The organism is Marinomonas sp. BSi20584 (genome assembly GCF_002792415.1).
Taxonomy (GTDB): domain Bacteria; phylum Pseudomonadota; class Gammaproteobacteria; order Pseudomonadales; family Marinomonadaceae; genus Marinomonas; species Marinomonas polaris.
Map to the genome: position 1 here is coordinate 1 of NZ_KZ454880.1, position 19938 is coordinate 19938.

Below are 19938 nucleotides of genomic sequence, written 5' to 3' on the forward strand. Positions count from 1 at the left end.
TGGCGATGGCAAGATCAATTTTGCGTTTCTTAGCGGCATCAGCATCGGCACTGTTTGGTGCTGCTTCTGTTTTCTGCGAAGCGTCTTGTGGATTGGCCAACGCTTTTTCTAGCTCATCAGCTCGTTGTTGTGCTTCTTGCAACTGCTGGCGAATAGACTCGATTTCTGGTGCTTGAATTTCTTCGGCTTTCTTCAAGGCTTTTTCGACTTTCTTCACTGCGGCTTTGGCAATGGCAGCATCGATTTTTAGCTTTTTCAGTTCATCGCTAATTGCAGCTTTCGGTTCAGGTGTTGCTGCGGTTAAGCTTTGCTGAGTGCTTTCGCTTAGTTTACTCACTGTGGCTTGCGCAGCTTTTAGATCGGTTTCAAAGGCGGTGATCTTGTCTTTCAATTCCTGATCATCAGGCGTATCAGCAAGTTGCTTCTGAAGTTTCTTCAGTTTAACGCCAATCAATGCCACATCAACTTTGGCTTTTTTTAGTTCGTCGTTAGCAGGAGCCGGGCTTGGCTTAGTTGTACTTACTGTCGCTGCCACTGGAGCGGCTACTACCGTTTTAGCCAGTTGCTCTTCAAGAGTTGCCAAGGCTTTTTCTTGATCGGTGACCTGAAGTTGTAAGTTATTGATCTCTTCAATGTGTTCGTTTTCTTGCGCTTCAAGCAGTAGCTTCTGTAGCTTTTTCAGTTTCGATTTGCCAATGGCAATATCTACTTTGAGCTTTTTCGATTCGTCGCTGATAGGTGCAGCAGCAGTTGGAGCTACTTTTGCCGGCGCGGCTTTTTTCGCATCCGTGGCTTTGCTTGATGTCGCTTTTTGACGAGCAAGACGCTTCGCTTCTTTTTCAGCCGCTTCTGCGTCTTGACGCGCTTTACGTGCTTCAAAACGTTGTTTGGCTAAGTCGGATTTTACGTTGGCTTCACGAGCTTCACGGATGCTGCTCTTGCTGTGACGGTAATATTGCACCAATGGAATGCTACTTGGGCAAACGTAAGAGCAGGCGCCACATTCTATGCAGTCGAATAGATTGTGGTGTTCGGCTTTTTCGAACTCTTGGCTTTTGCTGAACCACAGTAATTGCTGCGGTAATAAGCTAGCAGGGCAGGCTTGTTCACACATACCGCAACGGATGCAGGCTTGCTCAGGTGCTGGCGCTGGGAGCTCTTTTTTGCTGGCCGCCAAAATGCAGTTACTGGTTTTGACAATCGGTACAGCGGCAGAATCTAAGGTGTAGCCCATCATTGGGCCGCCCATGATTAAACGGCTGAGTTTTTTCTGTTCAGAGTCGGCGTAATCCAATAAATGCGCAACTGGTGTGCCAAGTAGCACTTCGACATTTTGCGGATTTTTTAATGCGTCACCGGTCAATGTGGTGAAGCGTGAAATCAAAGGCTTACCCAGTGTGATAGCGTCGTGAACCGCAACGCAGGTACCGACGTTTTGACACAAAATACCGATGTCCGCTGGATATTGTCCGCTTGGGACTTCTTTGCCAGTTAATAGTTGGATTAGTTGTTTTTCGCCACCTGAAGGGTATTTAGTCGGCACAACTGCAAGTTGAATCTTGCTGTTGCGCTTGGTGAGTAGCGATTTTAATGCGGCGATGGCAGTCGGTTTATTGTCTTCAATACCAATGACAACGTTATCGGCTTCCACAAGATGTTGAAGTATCTCTATGCCTAACACCAATTCTAGCGTTTTTTCACGAATCAGCATGTCATCTGCGGTGATGTAAGGTTCGCATTCTGCCGCGTTAATAATGAAATGTGTCAGTGGGTTCTTGTGTGCGCCTTGTAACTTAACTTGAGTTGGAAAGCCTGCGCCGCCCATGCCGATGATGCCCATTTCGGAAAGATAAGCCAGCACGTCAGTTTTGCTGATGTCTTGCCAGTTGCTTAATGGCTCAAGTGTGGTCCATGTTTCATTGCCGTCTGGCGTGAGGATAATACAAAGGTCGCTTAAGCCTGATGGGTGGGCGATAAGGCGCTCTTCAATAGCTGCAATAGTGCCAGAGGTTGGTGCATGTAAAAAACTGCTTAAAAAGCCATTGTTAATGGCGATAGTTTCGCCTTTTAGCACCTTGTCGCCCACTTTTACTAGAGGACGAGAGCTCTGACCAATATGTTGTCCGAGCGGCAAAATAAGCTCGCTCGGTAGGCTTGGCCTGCCCAAAGGTAATTGCAAAGATTGGGCTTTGTTTTCCGGTGGATGAATGCCGCCGTGAAAAGAAAAAACGTTTGCTGTTTGCATGTTTACTGCTGGCATTAGTGTGCAACCTCCGCTTGGCGGTCGGTGGCAATAATGTTTAACGAGGTTGCCGCGATACCCTGCGGTTTGTCCCAAGACCAAGTTTTCGCTGTCACGCCTACTTCTACCATATCAATACAATCTACAGGACAAGGTTCGACACAAAGGTCGCAGCCTGTGCATTCATCCGCTATGACGGTGTGCATTTGTTTCGCTGCACCTAAAATTGCGTCTACAGGGCAAGCTTGAATGCATTTGGTGCAACCGATGCATTCATCTTCACGAATAACAGCCACACGCTTTGCGCTTTCTGCGCCGTGATCGCCATCCAAAGGTACAGCTTCCACATCCAGTAAGTCGGCTAAGGCTTGGATGGTTGCTTGACCGCCCGGAGGGCAATGGTTAATGGCTTCGCCGTTGGCAATGGCTTCTGCATAAGGGCGGCAACCTGGGTGACCACATTGGCCACACTGAGTTTGTGGAAGTAAGGCGTCAATTTGGTCAACAATCGGATCGCCTTCTACGTGGAAACGCACATTGGCGTAACCCAAAATTGCGCCAAAAATAAGCGATAAAAGAACTAAGATCCCGATAGCGAGTAAAACAGTAAACATCGTCAGGCTCCTAAATCTGCACGAGGGCGGTGAAGCCCATGAAAGCTAGAGCCATAAGGCCTGCGGTAATCATACCGATGGCAGAACCTTTGAAAACAGTCGGTACATCCGCAACGTTAATTCGTTCACGCATGGCAGAGAACAGAATTAATACAAAGGAGAAACCCACCGCAGCACCAAAGCCATAAAGGATAGATTCAACAAAGCCGTTTTGTTTGCTGATGTTTTGCAGCGCCACACCCAAAACCGCGCAGTTTGTCGTGATCAAGGGTAAGAAAATCCCTAATACACGATAAAGCAGAGGGCTGGTTTTATGGACAACCATTTCGGTGAATTGTACAACCACCGCAATCACCAAGATAAATGAAATGGTTTGCAGGTATTCAAGTCCAAACGGCTGAAGTATGTAGGTATAAGTGAGATAGCTACATAGGCTCGACAATGTCAAAACAAAGGTCGTGGCCATTGCCATACCAATAGAGGTTTCTAGTTTCCCAGACACGCCCATGAAAGGGCATAGGCCCAGAAACTGTACCAATACAAAGTTATTAACCAGAATGGTACTGACCAGAATCAGGAGATATTCAGTCATCTCAAATCCAAAACATGTGGTGAATATTGTGTGATTTTAGATACTTTTAGAGAAAAGCATCTGCGAGCGTAACTATACCAATCTGCTTATAACTAACAAGACTAAAGCTTTTGTATTTCTAGTCCGATTTAGTATATAGATAATAAGTTATGCTTATATAAGTTTGGTTTATGTTTCTTTATTAATGCCAATGCCCACCTTATTAAGAATGTTTCTTATTAACTAAGGTGAGCATTGGTTTGTATCGCATTTTTTAGAACTTTACTGAGAAGCCCTGATGCTTGCTTAATAGTCGCTTACATCACGCGTTGGCCAGGTTTCGCGCCTGCATGAGGTTCTAGTAGGTAAATTTCTTCACCACCAGGACCAGCCGCCAATACCATGCCTTCTGACATGCCAAACTTCATTTTGCGTGGTGCAAGGTTAGCAACCATCACCGTGTGTTTGCCTTCTAAGTCTTCTGGTTTATAAGCAGATTTGATACCAGAGAATACAGTGCGAGTTTCGCCACCGATATCCAAAGTCAGTTTTAGCAACTTATTGGCTTTTTCAACGTGCTCGGCTTTAATGATCAAGGCGATACGCAAATCTACTTTCGCGAAGTCATCAAAATTGATTTCTGCTTCGATTGGTTCTTTGCTTAGTTCGGTTTCTGCTTGGGTCGGTTGCGCAGCTTCTTTTGCTGCCGCTTCTGCCGCTGCCTCTAGCTTGCCTTCTTCGATAATGGCATCGATTTGCGTTTGCTCAATACGACCCATTAGCGGTTTGAAGGTATTCACCGTACGACCAAACAATAATTCGCTGCGATTGTCCCAGGTTAGCTCTTTGCCTAGGAAAGCTTCAGCATCGGCGACCAAGTTTGGCATAACTGGCTTCAAGTATGTCGCCAAAATAGCGAACATGTTTAAGGCAGCAGTACAAACGTCTTGCACTTTCGGTAACGTCGCTTCGTTTTTTGCTAACACCCAAGGTGCTTGCACAGCAATGTACTCGTTTGACACATCAGCAAGACGCATCACTTCACGAATCGCTTTACCGTATTCACGGCTTTCAAAGTGCTCGGCAATCACTTCGCCCGCATCGATGAAAGATTGGATCATCTCTGCTTCGCTCACATCGCTGGCTAATTGACCGTCGAATTTTTTGTTAATGAAGCTCGCTGTACGACTAGCAATGTTAACCACTTTGCCGACTACGTCAGAGTTTACGCGCTGCAAGAAATCACCTAGGTTAAGGTCGATATCATCAACACGAGAATTCAGTTTTGCAGCGTAGTAGTAACGCAAGTATTGCGGGTCCAAATGCTTCAGGTAAGTACGGGCTTTAATAAAAGTACCGCGTGACTTAGACATTTTTTCGCCATCAACGGTGACATAGCCGTGTGCATTGACCGCTGTTGGTGTGCGGTAGCCAGCACAGTCCAACATCGCAGGCCAGAACAAAGCGTGGAAATTGATGATGTCTTTACCTATGAAGTGGTAAAGCTCTGCGTCAGAATCTTTACCCCAGTAATCATCAAATTCTAATCCTTCCGTACGATCACAAAGGTTTTTAAAGCTCGCCATGTAACCAATCGGTGCGTCTAGCCAAACGTAGAAATATTTACCCGGTGCGTCTGGGATTTCAAAACCGAAGTAAGGTGCATCACGGCTAATGTCCCATTCTTTTAAGCCTGAATCCAACCATTCAGATAGCTTGTTAGCCACTTGGTCTTGCAAGGTGCCGCTGCGCGTCCATTTTGTTAGGAAGTCTTGGAAGTCTGGCAATTTAAAGAAATAGTGTTCAGAGTCTTTTTCAATCGGCGTCGCACCAGAGTAAACAGAGCGAGGATTGATCATTTCCATTGGCGTGTAAGTGGCAGAACAGACTTCACAGTTGTCGCCGTATTGATCTTCTGCTTTACACTTAGGACAAGTTCCCTTAATGAAACGATCCGCAAGGAACATCTCTTTTTCAGGGTCGTACGCTTGTACTATAGAACGAACAGCGATTTTGCCATTGTCACGAAGGGCTTTGTAGATGCTGTTTGAGAATTCGCGGTTTTCTTCAGAATGCGTTGAATGGTAATTATCGTAACCAATCAGGAAGTCATTAAAGTCTGCCATGTGCTCTTGGCGAACACCTTCGATCAACTCTTCTGATGTGATGCCATTTTGCGCAGCTTTGATCATAATCGCCGTGCCGTGAGCGTCATCCGCACACACTGCTGTACAAAGATGGCCGCGCATTTTTTGAAAACGCACCCAGATATCTGTTTGGATGTGTTCCAGCATATGCCCCAAATGGATAGAACCATTGGCATAAGGAAGGGCGCTGGTGACTAAAATTTTGCGTTGCGTTTGTGCCATTTTTGATAAGCCTGCTGGATTAAAAAAGGTCGGGTATTCTATCAATAATTAGGCGTAGATGACGAATAAATAAAGCGCCTAAAGGATAGATAGTCTAAGAAAAGCGACATTATAAGACCCAATCTTCCATGTGCAAGGGCTTGTCTTCTTCCATAGCTCTGCTTTTCTGGTTTCTGGGCTTGCTTTTCTGCAATTTGCCCCCAAACTTGGCTCAACATTAAAAGATTTACATTACGCCTTACAAGGATCCCCCTATGTTAACTGATGCCCAACTACAGGCGACTTTAGAAAACCTTATTGATGATAATAGCGGCCAACCTTATGGTGCTGTTTGGAACGTCGTAGCAGATGATAATCGCGTTCATGTCACCTTGATGCTTGGCTACCCAGCGCAAAAACAACAAGCTCAACTAGAAGACAAGATCAAAGAGCTCTTGGACGATTCTCGCAACTTGGTGCTAGACATCGACTTTCAAGTCAAAAGCCAAGCCACACAAGGCAGCATTCCTGGGATGAAAGGCGTGAAAAATATCATCGCCGTGGCGTCTGGCAAAGGTGGCGTGGGGAAATCCACCACCACGGTTAACCTTGCCCTTGCTATGGCAAAAGAGGGCGCTCGCGTTGGTATTCTGGATGCGGATATCTACGGCCCAAGCCAAGGCATGTTGCTCGGCTTCGCCGAAGGTACTCGTCCTCAAGTTCGTGAAGACAAATTCTTTGTGCCGCCAACTGCGTTTGGCGTGCAAGTCATGTCTATGGCGTTTCTGACCACTAAAGACACGCCAGTTGCATGGCGTGGCCCAATGGTAACCGGCGCCTTGATGCAGATCCTAACGCAAACCGATTGGGATGATCTCGATTATTTATTTATCGACATGCCGCCGGGCACAGGCGACATTCAACTTACCCTAGCGCAAAAAGTGCCAGTGGCAGGTTCCGTCATTGTGACAACACCGCAAGACATCGCTTTGCTGGATGCTCGTCGCGGAATCGAAATGTTCAACAAGGTAAAAATTCCCGTATTGGGCGTGGTTGAAAACATGTCGACGCATATTTGTTCCAACTGCGGTCATCACGAAGCCATCTTCGGTGATGAAGGCGGCGCGAGCTTAGCGAAAGAATATAACGTCAATGTGTTGGGCAAACTGCCATTAAGCCTAGCGATCCGCGAACAGAGCGACGCTGGCCGACCAATTGTAGTAAATGCACCAGAAAGTGATACCGCAGGCATTTATCAGTCGATTGCACGCAAGCTTGGTGCTACCCTTGCATCCCAACAAGGCTCTGAACAAGGTGAGCAATTTGCCATGCCGACCATTAGCATGAGCGACGATTAAAAAAACACCGAAATTAGAGTGATTTAATAGAAAATTGAGGAAAAGTAATGCGTTTGTGTGACCGAGATATTATTAAAGCCCTAGACGAAGGTTCTATCGTTATCGAACCTCGCCCCGACAACAGCGTTATCAGCGGTGTATCTGTTGATTTACGATTGGGCAACTCGTTTCGCGTCTTTCAAGGTCACCCAGCGCCTTACCTTGACCTAAGTAGCTCTAAAGCCGACTTAAGCAAAGTCATCGAATCCGTCATGAGCGAAGAAATTCTCGTCGAAGACGGCAAACCTTTCTTCATTCATCCGGGCGAACTTGTACTTGGCGTGACCAAAGAATCTGTCACCTTGCCTGATAACCTAGTCGGCTGGTTAGATGGTCGTTCTTCCCTCGCACGCCTTGGCTTAATGGTTCACGTAACCGCACACCGCATCGACCCAGGTTGGAGCGGCGGCATCGTTTTAGAATTCCTCAACGGCGGCAAACTGCCAATCGCCCTAAGCCCAGGCATGACCATCGGCGCCATCAACTTCGAAACCATGTCGGGGTCTGCGGATCGTCCTTATAACAAGCGTGATAACGCTAAGTATAAAGATCAAACCTCAGCGGTTGGTAGTCGGATCTCAGGTGATAAATCTTAGATCTTTTTTAAGATCGACTAGAAAGAGGCCTCGGCCTCTTTTTTTGTTTTAGTTCTGTAGGTTCCATTCAAACGCTTTGTATTCCCAACCTTTATTCCGCTTTTTAATTCAGGAAAAAGCTGAGCGGGTAACTTTTGTCCGCCGTTTAATTCAGAAAAGTACAAAAGTAACCAAAAAATCTTTTATCGGGCTATCGCCCAAACGTCTCATTCACTTTGTTTAAGATTGGTTTAGCAACACGATTTTTATCGTAAGGCATAGATTGTTTTTGATTATGTTAGAAAAGGTATATTTAACTGACCCTGAAACTCCATAGGGTCGCGCAACTTCGTCGCGTCGAACTGACTTTTTCGTAGCTAATCGTCTGCAAATTTATACCTGATACCGTAATACCTGTCGTAGGTCGGATGAGGGAGGTACGACCGTGATCCGCCGTTGAAAGTGAAGCTTTCATTGTCTGAAACCAACTTTATTTGTGGATGGAGTTTAAAACACAATTCATGGGTGGATATACAGTCTATTTTTGTGATGAACGCTTTATTGCTCGTTTAACCATTTTAAATAAACCGGTTGTGCGCGTTTTGTGCTGGAGGTAAGTAAGAAAGTCCTCTAATATCAATGAATAAGAATCTACAGTGTAGAAATAACGCGCTGTGGATAAAAGGAATAACACGCATGCTCGTTTTTCCTGTTTTAACTTTTGTTGATATCTCTATTTATGGTTTTAGAGTCAGTGACTTATAGTAATATTAAGAAGGTTTCCAATCTGTGTAAAAGCGCATGCGTATTAACAAAATGTTATGTGATAGCGTATAACTGAAAGGTAAGTGGAAATTATTAGTGAAAAATCCAGAAGTAAAATCATTATATAAATATAAACCGATGAATCAGTTTACGTTAGATATCATAGCGGGAAACAGGATTTTTTACCCTCTTCCTGAATCGTTCAATGACCCATTTGATACCCAATGTTCTTTTAAAAAGAACACTGTCATAACACCATCATCAGATGCTAAAAAAATAGCCAAAGCATTTCCTGATGATGAAGGAGTCATGGCTTATGAATTGAAAGATGTTTCATCAAATATTGAGAACTTTCATAACTGTCTGAAGAGCTTCGGTATTGTCTCATTAGCAGAAAGCGCAGCTGATATTCTTATGTGGTCTCATTATGCAGACGATCATAAAGGTATCTGCATTGAGTTAGAAAGACATGAAAACAACGCTCTAGGTAATGTGGATGTCACTAGGAAAGTTGTATACACAAAAAACTACCCATCCCTGAGCTCGAAGTCACTTCTGTCTGACGCAGACATTAGCTCATCCCTTCAAAGGGTGTTGTACACAAAGTCAGAACATTGGGCGTATGAAAATGAATGGCGTACCTTTAAGCCAAGTGGTGGCAAGGTTTACCCGTTACCAGGAAAGATTAAATCAATTACTTTTGGTGTGCGTGCATCCAATATGGACATTGAAATTGTAAGAAAACTTATAAAAGGCTCCGATATTAAGTTATATCAAGCTCAATTAAAGCAAGGTGAATTTGGTATAAAATTTTCCAAAATCACATAACAAGACGCTCAAGAATGACAAAAAACGCTTGGCGTTTTTAGCATCTTAGCTTTGCGTTAGAAGCCTCAAGGAGATAGTGTGCCAAGGAAAAATCCTTCGCCAAAACAACGAAGCCGTATTATTAGTGCCAATGCTAATAGTTGCTGTGTCTGTAAAAGAGATGGGGTTGGCCTACATCTTCATCACATAGATGGAAATAATTCGAATACTGTCGATGAAAACTTGGCTGTCCTATGTGTTGAAGACCATGATAAACACCATCGCCCTAATGAGTATCAGAAGGCTAGGCATACAGAATTATCAGCTGATGAGTTGATAAGTTATAAGGAGTCTTGGGAACGTTTTGTAAGGAATGCACAAAGTGATGACCCAACCGTAATCGCTGTGATAAACGTTTTTGGTGATGAGCAACATATCCACGCTGCAAAAATACTGTTCCAGTGGCCAGATGAAAAGATTGAATATGAAAGGGTATTTCACCTGCTAGAAGGTGACTTTGACTATTGGACCGATGAAATGATTTCAGAAGTTCAAAGTATAGGTGAAAAAGTTAAGCTCACCTTGATCAATGAACCCCTTCCTGTTGAGTATTGTCCTTGCTGTGGTTCAGGGTTTAGTAACACTGTTAAAGAAGCGGTAGTTGTTAAAGCAACCGATCCTGATTGGGACAATCATTCAATAATGTCTATATACATTAACCCTGAAAATCCAAGCTTAGCTATATCCCTCGGAACCCCTAATAAGCACCTATATTCGGCATCGCTACATCTATGTCAAAAAAGATTTCTTCATTTTTCGTCTGACTATTATGATGAGAGAGTTGACATAAAGAAAAGCTCTAGCACTAGATCACAAGCCACCAGAATTGTTGCCAAAGAAATCGAAAATTGGGAGCCTGCCCATGTGATTATCGCTACGGGAGATCACGATAACCCTGAACCAATTAGCGATCTTGTTTTGCCAAGAATTTGGGAGCAAGAAACTTCTAACAAAAAAATGCAGCGGACACAAAAGACGCGCCGCTGATTTAGGCGTTAGCTATCATAAGGAGATCGTGTGCTGATAATGACCCTCGATGAAGTTAAAACCATGCATGACCAGCGGCAGGCTATTCTCAATCCGCCAGAACCAGATAGCTTTATTTGGCGGTATTTCCCACTTGATAAATTTCTAAGTCTTCTCACTTCTAGTCAGCTCTTCTTCGCTAAAGCTAGCAGTTTTGAGGACCCATTCGAAGGCGATTATGGCGAAGCCGCCAAGCAGCACATACGCGATCGTTATGGTGATGGACAATATCTGAGGGACTTCAACACATTCGAATTTTTACGCGAGCACACATATATTTCCTGCTGGCACGAAAACCAACATGAATCCGATGCCATGTGGAAGCTGTACGGAAACGCGATAGCAGTAAAGGCGAAATTCTCAAGCATTCAAAAGCTGTTAAGCTGGTCGGAAACCGAGATTAAACACAGCGGAAGGGTAAACTATATTGACTACGCCACGGAACACGTCAGTGTCGAATCTAGTTATATTCCATATTTTTTTAAACGGTTATCTTTTGCACATGAAAAGGAAGTCAGATTTTTAATTCAAGAGCACCGCTATGACTGGAACGCGTATCCGCCTTCTCTGCCGGGAAAGTCAGCCCAACTAAACATCAATAAAAACTTCGAAGAGATTGTCCTAAGTCCAACTATGGAGCCGTACGTGTCCAGAGCAATTGAGAGAGTAGTTCGGCAAGCAGGTGTTTCAATAACAGTGCGTCAATCTATACTTCTTAATAACCCGGTCTGGTGATGGCTAACAATCAGTAGCAAGGGACAAAACTACGTTCCGTAAATTTATGGTTCGCTACGCTCACTTTACCACAAATTAGCTCCACTCCGGTTTGCCGCTGTGCAAAGCGTTACAAGTAAAGGATAGATATGAGAGGTTATCGGCGAGACGGTTTTCACGCTTTTTCTGAATATGATGGATTCAGTATGTTTGAGAATCAGCGTTCAGCAATAGATCAAGCTGTTAAGCGTCAAAACGATGATTACATCCTTAATGTAAATCGTGAAGAATATATTCAGCACTTAGTTAGTGAATTTTCTATTGAGCCGATCGAAATCCACAAGGATGGTCTGTCGGTTTCTATACACGAAGAAATGATACCTGCTGAAATGCACCCTCTCTCTTACTTTATGGATCGAGGAGGCTCATATCCTAGAGATGTACTCGTTTTCCACCTCCCGTTTACCGGAGATCAGCAATTACTTAAAGTAAGAGCAAGTACATACTCTATGTCTGCACCGCTGATCACTGTGGAGCAAGGTTGTATTTGCTTTAAGATAATTAACTTCAATCTTGAGGCTCAACAAATTAAGCAAGAGTCTGAACGAACAATACAAAGCCTTGAAATCCAAAATGGCTACCTTACTAATGACCTAGAGAAGTTCAATTCATCTATCGAGCAGCATGCATCACGAATATTTGATGCAAGGAAAGAGCAGCTACTTAATAAGAACGATCTAATTGCATCTTTAGGTGTTCCCGTAAGGGAATCTGGAAATAAATCATCTACTTTTTCAGTTCCAGCCAAAAGAACTAAAGCAATAGCTACAAAACCAAAGCCACAAGTTACCGAGAAAGGCTATACCCCTGAACCTACCCTAGATGCAACAATATACGCTCAAATACTCAAAATAATACATGATTTAGGCAAGCAATTTGAACGCTTACCATCTACTTATTCAGGAAAGGGTGAGGAGCATTTACGGGATCATATGCTTCTTATACTTGAGCCCAATTTTGAAGGGTCAGCAACAGGAGAAACTTTTAATAAGTCAGGTAAAACAGACATATTGCTTCGCCATGAAGGAAAGAACGTTTTTATCGCTGAACTCAAGTTCTGGCACGGTAAGAAAGGCTTTTTAGATACTATTAGTCAATTACTTGGTTATCTAACTTGGAGAGACTCTAAGGCAGCCGTTGTGATGTTCGTTAGAAACAAGGATTTTATGGCAGTTTTAGAAACGGCCAAAGAATGCATTTCTGAGCATAATAACTATCTCGGGTTCGTAAATGAGGAAGATGAAGGATGGTACCACTATAGGTTCCATGTCAACGACGATAAGAACAGAGAAGTAAAGCTATCGGTGATGCTGTTTCATATTCCGTAGCAGTATACTTGTAACAAGGCGCTGTTGTCGGACTGTTTTTCCGCTGACGCTCCAAAACAGCCGCAAAGCGTGGCGTTATCCCCCCTTCGACACAATCCCGATTGCGCGACTCTATGGAGTTTCAGGGTCATTAACGGAAAGACTCTCTCGAACAGCAAGATCAATCTATACCTTACGATAAAAATCGTGTTGCTAATCAGGATGTTAAGCAAAGTGAATGAGACGTTTGGGCGATAGCCCGAGAAGAGACCTTTTGGTTACTTTTGTACTTTTCTGAATTAAGCAGAGGACAAAAGTTACCCGCCCAGCAGAGTGGAATAAAGGTCAGGAATCCAAAGAGTTTGAATGGAGTATGAGTTCCGCATCGGGCTAAAGCTGCGATCTACCATACAATGAAAGCTTCGCTTTCAGCGGCACATTACGCTGCGCTTATGATGCCCTACGTTTTAGTTTTACACGAATAGCTACGAAGAAGCCCCCTTCGACGCAATCCCGATTGCGCGACCCTATGGAGTTTCCGAGTCATTAACGGAAAGATTCTCTCCAGCAGCAGAACCAATCTATGCCTTACGATAAAAGCCGTGTGGCTAGACGTGATGTTAAACAATGTGAATGAGACGTTTGGGCGATAGCCCGATAAAGAGACCTTTTGGTTACTTTTACGGATCTGGGTAAAAGTTACCCGCCCAGCGGGGCGGAATAAACTTGTAGCTCAAAGTCATAGAGAAGTAACAAATATATTTGAATATCCAAAGAACAACCCCATCCTCCGCTTTCCCCTTGGAAGACAAAAGGGGAAGGGACTAAGCTCTCGCCCAGCAGGGTTTAATGACTTAACTACAAGTGGTTTTGTGGGCGTTGTGATTGAGCGAGTACAGCCACTACCAAAATAAAACCGTCTTCTTTTGTAAAATAAGCCGTGTGTTTGCCAACAGGAAAGTAAAAACTGTTTGGAAAAATATCATCGCAACTACGGCCTACGTCTGGATTGTCGGCTAGCATTTGAAAACCAGTTAGTAACGTGTGTTTATAGTTTTGCCACTGTGTTTCAGAAAAATTGTGGATGGTATAGGTTTTGATTTTTTGTAAATGGGTCTGAGCCAATTTACTCAGTTTGTATTTTGTCTTTTGCATAATGGGTTACAAGGCGTTTAGGAAATCTTCACCATCAACCACATTGCCTTGCGCCAAGTCTTGTTTAGCTGACTCGAAACAATGTTTAAGGTAGTCCGTTTTCATTGCTTCTAGTTCTTCATAGTCTCTGATAGACATTACCACTACGGCATCTTTGCTGTTTTTGCTAATTTTAACTGGCTCACGTTGGGCGCTTAGCAGAAGTTCACCAAAATTACGCTTAGCATCATTTGCTGTTAATGTGTGCATATTCAATCTCCAAATTTGGAACTAAAGTAATATTATAGTTAGTCGCATGAAATGATCAATCTAATTAAATCGTGCGATTTGTGTGAAAAGTAGACTAGCAAAGCATTTAAGATGGATTCCTAATGCTTGGCATTTTTGTATCGATTGGAAAAAGTTACCCGCTTAGCTTTTCCCTGAATTAAAGTGCGGAATAAAGGTTGTGAATTCAAAGCGTTTGAATTGAGTTTAAATTCCGCGTCGGGCTAAAGCTGCAACCTACCCTAGAACATGAAAGCTTCGCTTTCAACGGCACATTACGCTGCGCTCATGATGCCCTACGTCCTTTGTTTTCCATCACTGCAATCTCGAAGAAGTCAGTTCGACGCGACGAAGTTGCGCGACACCATGGAGTTTCCGAGTCATTAACGGAAGGGCTCTCTCCAGCAGCATAACCAATCTATGCCTTACGATAAAAGTCGTGTTGCTAATCAGGATGTTAAGCAAAGTGAATGAGACGTTTGGGCGATAGCCCGATAAGAGACTTTTTGGTTACTTTTGTACTTTTCTGAATTAAACAGAGGACAAAAGTTACCCGCCCAGCAGGGCGGAATAAAGGTCGGGAATCCAAAGTGTTTGAATGGCACCCAATTTGCTCACTTCCCCACCAATCGTTATTATCCAGCTCATCTAAAATCACTAAGTGTCCCAATCTATGCGTTTACTAAAATCCTCTATCCATCCAAGCCTTGAGTCCCTCGATCAATCTTCTTTTTTACGTCTTGCTGCCCGTGGGATTATTCTAAAAGGCGAGGATATTTTGATGCTGTATACCCAGCGTTACGATGATTACACCTTGCCGGGTGGTGGGATTGATGAAGGCGAGAATCAGGTGGAGGGTTTGATCCGTGAGTTAACGGAGGAGACTGGGGCGCGGAATATTCGCAATGTCGAGGCGTTTGGTTTATATGAAGAGTTTCGGCCTTGGAATAGGGATGGTTTTGAGATCATGCAGATGAAGTCTTACTGTTATACCTGTGAGATTGATGAACAGTTAGGCGAGACGAGTCTGGAAGATTACGAAGTCAAAAACGGTATGAAGCCGGTGTGGATTAATGTCCACGATGCCATTAAGCATAATTTGGATACCATTAAAAACAGCGATAAAAAAGGCATGTCGATTGAGCGGGAAACTTTTTTATTATCTATGATTCGAGATGAGCTGTTGGTTGTTGCAAGCTGTTAGTCTCTGGCTAAAGTTATTAGGATTGAGCATGTTTACTAGAAAACTTTTATACTTATTGGTGTTTATTTTATTGCAGGGGTGTTCAAGCCATATGCCGAATTTAGGTGTTTCTAATGGGAAGTTAGCTGAGTGTCCTCGCTCGCCAAATTGCGTGAGCAGTCAGGCACCGGTCAGTGATAAGCATTACATTGGGCCTATTGTGTTGAAAGGTTCCAATGTGTCTGCCCATGATAAGGTGTTGGCGGTACTGGAGTCTTCGAAACGCACTAAGGTTGTGGTGAATGAAGAGAATTATATCCACGCTGAATTTACATCCTTGGTGTTTCGTTTTGTGGACGATGTGGAGTTTTTGTTTTCGCAAGAGCGAGATGGAGAAGTGAGCATCGATATTCGTTCTGCCTCTCGTGTTGGGCACTCCGACTTTGGCGTGAATCGAAAACGTATGGAAGACATTCGCGGCAAACTTAATAAGTAGTCTGGTCGGTTATTGATTTGAAGGCGCTCTGTATATTCTGTAGAGCGCCTTTTTTATCAGGTCACAGTGTTTGTGAATGTTTCACTTCGTATTCGATGTTTTGACGCAGGTCGTTTGGTAAGTGTAGGGCGTCGCCTAGACGATCTAGGTAGCGGCGTTCTTCGTCGGTATCGATATCGATTGCGAGCATAGAAACGAGGTAAATCTCTGCCGATTGTGCTTCATTTTCAGACAGGCGTGCGATTGCGATTGGGTCGCTGGTTGCTCGTAGTTGCTCTATTAGAAATTTTTGTTCTTCTGCGCTGATACCTAGGTCATTGATTTCTTGTTCGATTCGGGCGCGTTCGGTCGCATCGATATGACCATCGGCTTTGGCGGCGCTGATCATGGCTTTTATTAGAATGATGTATGTATTTTGCGTCTGTTTGCTTGGCTTCTCTTCAGCGAGGTCGAAGATGCTACCTGCGGGCGCTTCGGGTATGGTGGTGGATGAGTCGAAGCTCTGATTAGGCTCAAGGTTAGTTATTTGTGTCGTGGTTTTGTCCTCTTTGTGAGCGCGCCAGGCTTTGTAGGCCATTCCGCCCACAGCTGCCATGCCACCGTATTTGATGGCTTTACCGCCCATTTTACGGGCTTTTTTGTTCGTTAATAACATGGCGGCTAATCCGCCAGCGACTGCACCGCCCATTAGACCACCGGGCATAGAGCCAGATTTTGCTTTGGTGACGGCTTTGCCAATTCCTGAGCCTGTAGAGCCCATAATGCTGCTTAACAATGAGTTGATATTCACGATTGAGGATCTCCTATTAATTTATGAGTTACTTAATCGGACTGAGGATGTGCCATAGAGTTCACCTGTGATTGCTTTGTTCCCTTTCTTTTACTCTTTGATGACGTTATTTAAAGGGATAAAACTATGAAGTTTTGTGTAGAGTTACGCATTGTTTTGGAAGGTTTGTATAAACCTAAATTTGGGTTGGTAGTTCGCTAGATAAAGTGAGTTGAAATGATTTATGTGTTTTCTGTGTATGGCATTTTAAGTTTGATTACGTTTTGTTTTTATGGGGTTGATAAGTCTGCGGCTAAGCATGGAAAGCAGAGAATTCGGGAATCTACTCTGCATCTACTGTCTTTGTTTGGCGGTTGGTTCGGCGCTCTGTTGGGGCAGAAGGTGTTTCGTCATAAGACAAAGAAATGGCATTTTTTGCTAGTGTTTTGGTTGACGGTTGTGGTGAATGTCACGACGATGGGCTACGCAGTTTATTTTTTTCAATTCTCTTAATCTTGGTTAATCTCGTTACGTTATGTAATAACCATGGATTTTTTATTCAAACTCCGTAGATAATTAGTGCTTATATGAGAGCGCTTTGATTAGTTGTCTTCTACAATCGATGAATGACGCTGATTTTTTTATCTTTAGGTGCAATGTTTTATGAAAAACAATGAGCTAGCCATTAGCCTTGCCGATGTAATGGAGCTGATGCTCGATTCTGTTTGTGTTGTTGATCGCAATGGAAGTTTCGTTTTTGTTAGTGCGGCTTTTGAGGATATGTTTGGTTATGCACCCCATGAAGTGATTGGCAAGCCTATGGTAAATATGGTTTATCCGGATGATAGGGAGAAAACGCTAGGTATCGCTGAGTCTGTTGTTAGTGGTCAGATTCTGCCGCGCTTCGAGAACCGTTGGGTACGTAAAGATGGCAAGGTGGTAAATGTGCTGTGGTCGGCTAGGTGGTCGGAAGAGCACCAGGTACGAATCGCGGTTGCTCATGACATTACCGAGCGCAAGGAAATGGAGGCTCAGCTGCTTTACGCTGCGGGTCATGATGATTTAACGGATTTACCGAATCGTACTTTGCTGTTAGATCGTTTGCAGGCGTCGCTAACATTGGCGGAGCGTGAGCAAGTCGGTTTATCGGTTTTGTTTATTGATATTGATGGTTTTAAAGATATTAATGATGGCTATGGCCATGCAGTGGGCGATTTGTTGTTACAACAAATAGCTAAAAGGCTAGGTGCTTGTGTTCGTAAGTCAGACACTGTTGGACGTCTGGGCGGCGATGAGTTTTTAATTATTTTAAATAAAGTGAATAATACGGAAGGTGCCGCCTTGGTTGCTGAAAAAATCCGGGCTGCTTTATCTGAAGTTTTTGTTGTTGACGGCTCTACATTGTCTGTTTCTGCCAGCATTGGTATTGCCAGTTACCCTGAAAACGGTAAAGAGCCGTTGGATTTGGTGCAGTCCGCTGATCATGCTATGTACCAAGCAAAAAATAATGGTGGCGATAAGGTTATTTTGGCGGCTTCTTAGGGATTTTTAGTTTGGGTTATTGAGCCCTTCTTATCGAGAAGGTAATATTCTTGTCACGTCTCATCACTCTTCTGTCAGTCTATTTTCTGGTTTAAATTAGCAAATATACTGGAAATACACATTCTGTTTGATCCGTGGTTTACGATTTGCTTTCTTCGTGCTGGTTTCCGTTTTACTATCGGGGGATTGGGCGAGAAGCAAAGTCTAGAGTCCACATAATATCAGTGTCGATCACTGGTGTTGTTTGTAATCATTTAACTTTATAGGAAACAATAATGGCGGCTTTTGGTAGCGTGTTTATGCCTAAGATGGCGTTGGCAACATTCGAAAATAATCAATGGAGTGATGCAAGCATTGTCGCATCGGACAGCATTCAGTTGCATCCTGGTGCCCACGTATTGCATTACTCAAGTACTTGTTTTGAAGGTTTGAAGGCGTTTCGTCATGCTGATGGCAGTGTACATGTGTTTCGTATGGACCAAAATATTAAGCGTTTAGCTCAAAGTAGCCGTTTATTGTCTTTGCCTACAATTGATGAAGCGCAAGTTTCTAAAATGATTGTTGATGCTGTTGCTGAGTTTGCTACTGATGTGCCTGAGCCACCAGGGTCTATGTACATTCGCCCGACTCACATTGGTACGGAAGCGGCAGTGGGTAAAGCAGCTGCGCCAACAGCTACGTCTATGTTGTATGTTTTGTTGTCTCCTGTAGGTGATTATTTTACTGGCGGCGCTAAAGCACTTCGTCTTTTGTTGGATGAAACAGGTATGCGTTGCGCGCCTCATATGGGCATGATCAAAAGTGGTGGTAACTACGCGAGTGCTTTAGGTCCTATTTCTAGAGCGAAAGCAGAAGTGCAAGCAGACCAAATTTTGTTCTGCCCAAATGGCGACGTACAAGAAACTGGCGCGGCAAACTTCTTGTTGATCGATGGTAATGAAATCATTACTAAAGGCTTAGATTCTTCTTTCCTACATGGCGTGACTCGTTCTTCTATCCTAACGCTTGCTGCAGATTTGGGTATGACGGTAACTGAACGTGATTTGACGGTTGCGGAATTGCTAGAACGTGCCGCTAAGCCTGAAGTGGAAGCTGTTTTGTCTGGTACAGCGGCAGTATTAACGTCTGTTGGTACCTTTATCCATAATGATAAAGAGTACAAAGTAGGTACTGGTGAACCAGGTCCCATCGCGCTAAAACTTCGCCAAGCATTGAATGATATTCAGTGGGGTAAAGCGGAAGACAAGCACAATTGGCTAACCAAAGTTTGCTAAGTTAAAGCTGTTTTAAGCTGTAAAAAAACGGGCTGACATGTTGAGTGTCAGCCCGTTTTTTATGGTGTTTGAATCGGTTTAGAAATTGAGTCTTAGTGATGCAAACATGGCGTTTAGGTCGTTGCCATTGGTTTCTGCGGTGTCGTAGTTAGCTGCCACGGAAAAGTTTGGCGTGACATAGTATCTAAGGGCAGCGGCAAAGCTGGTATCGGTTTGTGAGTAAACATCGTCGTGTTTAATTTTACCTTCTAACTCGACACGGTTTGATAAAGTGGTTCGTACCCCCAAAGAGATTCTAAAACCTGTTTCGTCGTTGTTACCATAGTTCGCTTTTATATATTGCAGTATGCCAAATACATTGGACTGACCTCCAACTGGCGCATAGACACCTGCACCTATAGCCAATACATCGAGTTCGCCGTATTCTGTGCTTTCAAGTGCAACAAAAGGGCCTGCAGATGTTTCAACGGCGCCAGAAAGTGATGAATAGTCATCGGATGATGAAGATGAGTCTGGGTCAATTTTGCCAAATCCGTAATCTATATAATCAAATGGACCTGCTTGAGCACCTGCTGATAAAGCACATGCTGTGGCTGTTAAGCTAGATAGTATTATGTTTTTCATGTTCATATCCTTTGTTTTGATTTATGGGAAATCTGTCACATAAGGCGTTGGAACGATTCTTTCCCCCTTTAGTCTGCGGCGGGTATAGAGATTAGTTTAGTGGAATAGGGCGTTATTTTTGTCAATCTGACGTATTTTACGG

At 43.7% G+C, this 19938-nt stretch carries 19 protein-coding genes; 11 read left to right on the forward strand and 8 right to left on the reverse strand.

Annotation, left to right across the window (positions count from 1 at the left end):
- The 4 genes from rsxC to metG all read right to left on the reverse strand — a co-directional run.
- Positions 1-2260: electron transport complex subunit RsxC (gene rsxC / locus TY87_RS12295; protein WP_232617128.1), on the reverse strand; the 2260-nt coding region annotated here is incomplete at its 3' end.
- The gene (rsxB, locus tag TY87_RS12300; protein ID WP_100187299.1) at positions 2260-2856 is read right to left on the reverse strand and encodes an electron transport complex subunit RsxB; all 597 of its coding nucleotides are present in this window, start codon (positions 2854-2856) and stop codon (positions 2260-2262) included. The genes rsxC and rsxB, both read right to left, overlap by 1 nt.
- Positions 2857-2866: 10 nt before the next feature.
- Complete coding sequence (rsxA, locus tag TY87_RS12305; RefSeq protein WP_012069258.1) at positions 2867-3448, reverse strand: electron transport complex subunit RsxA; 582 nt, start codon at positions 3446-3448, stop codon at positions 2867-2869.
- 296 nt (positions 3449-3744) lie between these two features.
- Complete coding sequence (gene metG, locus TY87_RS12310; RefSeq protein WP_100187300.1) at positions 3745-5796, reverse strand: methionine--tRNA ligase; 2052 nt, start codon at positions 5794-5796, stop codon at positions 3745-3747.
- A 254-nt stretch (positions 5797-6050) separates the two neighbouring features.
- Between metG and apbC the strand changes: the two genes are divergently transcribed.
- The 6 genes from apbC to TY87_RS12340 all read left to right on the forward strand — a co-directional run bounded on the left by apbC (position 6051) and on the right by TY87_RS12340 (position 12507).
- Complete coding sequence (gene apbC, locus TY87_RS12315) at positions 6051-7133, forward strand: iron-sulfur cluster carrier protein ApbC (RefSeq protein ID WP_100187301.1); 1083 nt, start codon at positions 6051-6053, stop codon at positions 7131-7133.
- A 47-nt stretch (positions 7134-7180) separates the two neighbouring features.
- Positions 7181-7768 (forward strand): dCTP deaminase, encoded by a 588-nt coding sequence (dcd, locus tag TY87_RS12320; RefSeq protein ID WP_100187302.1) that lies wholly within the window; start codon positions 7181-7183, stop codon positions 7766-7768.
- An 840-nt stretch (positions 7769-8608) separates the two neighbouring features.
- On the forward strand, positions 8609-9340 hold the full coding sequence (locus tag TY87_RS12325) for a DUF2971 domain-containing protein (protein ID WP_100187303.1): 732 nt from the start codon (positions 8609-8611) through the stop codon (positions 9338-9340).
- A 78-nt stretch (positions 9341-9418) separates the two neighbouring features.
- The gene (locus TY87_RS12330) at positions 9419-10366 is read left to right on the forward strand and encodes an HNH endonuclease signature motif containing protein (RefSeq protein WP_100187304.1); all 948 of its coding nucleotides are present in this window, start codon (positions 9419-9421) and stop codon (positions 10364-10366) included.
- Between the two features lie 39 nt (positions 10367-10405).
- On the forward strand, positions 10406-11140 hold the full coding sequence (locus TY87_RS12335; protein WP_198432085.1) for a hypothetical protein: 735 nt from the start codon (positions 10406-10408) through the stop codon (positions 11138-11140).
- A gap of 185 nt (positions 11141-11325) precedes the next feature.
- The gene (locus tag TY87_RS12340) at positions 11326-12507 is read left to right on the forward strand and encodes a hypothetical protein (protein ID WP_198432086.1); all 1182 of its coding nucleotides are present in this window, start codon (positions 11326-11328) and stop codon (positions 12505-12507) included.
- An 837-nt stretch (positions 12508-13344) separates the two neighbouring features.
- Here the strand turns inward: TY87_RS12340 and TY87_RS12345 are convergent.
- Positions 13345-13641 (reverse strand): type II toxin-antitoxin system RelE/ParE family toxin, encoded by a 297-nt coding sequence (locus TY87_RS12345; protein WP_100187307.1) that lies wholly within the window; start codon positions 13639-13641, stop codon positions 13345-13347.
- Positions 13642-13647: 6 nt separating this feature from the next.
- Positions 13648-13890, reverse strand: a complete 243-nt coding sequence (locus TY87_RS12350; RefSeq protein ID WP_100187308.1) for a type II toxin-antitoxin system Phd/YefM family antitoxin — start codon at positions 13888-13890, stop codon at positions 13648-13650.
- Between the two features lie 691 nt (positions 13891-14581).
- On the opposite strand from TY87_RS12350, the gene TY87_RS12355 reads away from it, so the two are divergent.
- Positions 14582-15112, forward strand: a complete 531-nt coding sequence (locus tag TY87_RS12355) for an NUDIX hydrolase (protein WP_100187309.1) — start codon at positions 14582-14584, stop codon at positions 15110-15112.
- Positions 15113-15140: 28 nt separating this feature from the next.
- Positions 15141-15587 carry a DUF1499 domain-containing protein gene (locus tag TY87_RS12360; protein ID WP_100187310.1) on the forward strand — a complete coding sequence of 149 codons (447 nt, stop codon included), beginning with the start codon at positions 15141-15143 and terminating at the stop codon, positions 15585-15587.
- A 61-nt stretch (positions 15588-15648) separates the two neighbouring features.
- Here the strand turns inward: TY87_RS12360 and TY87_RS12365 are convergent, their stop codons facing one another.
- Entirely contained in the window at positions 15649-16377 is a 729-nt protein-coding gene (locus TY87_RS12365; protein WP_100187311.1) for a tellurite resistance TerB family protein, read from the reverse strand.
- A gap of 216 nt (positions 16378-16593) precedes the next feature.
- Between TY87_RS12365 and TY87_RS12370 the strand changes: the two genes are divergently transcribed.
- The 3 genes from TY87_RS12370 (at position 16594) to TY87_RS12380 (ending at position 19172) form a co-directional block, all read left to right on the forward strand.
- The gene (locus TY87_RS12370) at positions 16594-16869 is read left to right on the forward strand and encodes a DUF1294 domain-containing protein (RefSeq protein WP_012069267.1); all 276 of its coding nucleotides are present in this window, start codon (positions 16594-16596) and stop codon (positions 16867-16869) included.
- A gap of 150 nt (positions 16870-17019) precedes the next feature.
- On the forward strand, positions 17020-17898 hold the full coding sequence (locus TY87_RS22920) for a diguanylate cyclase domain-containing protein (RefSeq protein ID WP_100187312.1): 879 nt from the start codon (positions 17020-17022) through the stop codon (positions 17896-17898).
- A 275-nt stretch (positions 17899-18173) separates the two neighbouring features.
- Positions 18174-19172, forward strand: a complete 999-nt coding sequence (locus TY87_RS12380; protein WP_072837877.1) for a branched-chain amino acid aminotransferase — start codon at positions 18174-18176, stop codon at positions 19170-19172.
- A 78-nt stretch (positions 19173-19250) separates the two neighbouring features.
- Here TY87_RS12380 and TY87_RS12385 read toward each other — a convergent pair whose 3' ends face one another.
- Positions 19251-19796 (reverse strand): outer membrane beta-barrel protein, encoded by a 546-nt coding sequence (locus tag TY87_RS12385; RefSeq protein WP_100187313.1) that lies wholly within the window; start codon positions 19794-19796, stop codon positions 19251-19253.
- Positions 19797-19938: the final 142 nt, after the last annotated feature.